The sequence below is a fragment of the Halomonas sp. SIMBA_159 genome (assembly GCF_046536035.1).
In the GTDB taxonomy this organism is placed as follows: Bacteria; Pseudomonadota; Gammaproteobacteria; order Pseudomonadales; family Halomonadaceae; genus Vreelandella; species Vreelandella venusta_A.
In genome coordinates this window covers 1-267 of record NZ_JAWJBT010000715.1, presented here as the reverse complement: position 1 = coordinate 267, position 267 = coordinate 1, and the positions used below count along the sequence as shown (strand labels likewise).

Below are 267 nucleotides of genomic sequence, written 5' to 3'. Positions count from 1 at the left end.
GTGCGTGGGGAGGTAGCCGATCGACTCCACCAGACGGGGCGTGAAGAACGCCGAGACGGCTGTGCCGATCATCCCCATCCCGAAGACGCCGGTCGCGAACCCACGTCGAGCCGGCGGGAACCAGGCGCGCGAGAACGGGATGCCGACCGCGAAGATCGTTCCGGCGACACCGAGGTAGAACCCGGCGATCAGCAGCAGGGGGAAGCTGCGGATCTCTCCCGCCACCGCGACGAGGAGGACGGCCGGAACCGAGATCAGCAGCACGGC

1 pseudogene is annotated in these 267 nt (G+C 68.9%); it reads right to left on the bottom strand.

Going from position 1 to position 267, the window contains the following annotated elements:
• Positions 1 to 267: pseudogene (locus tag R0J87_RS21060) on the bottom strand (hypothetical protein); the annotation flags it as partial.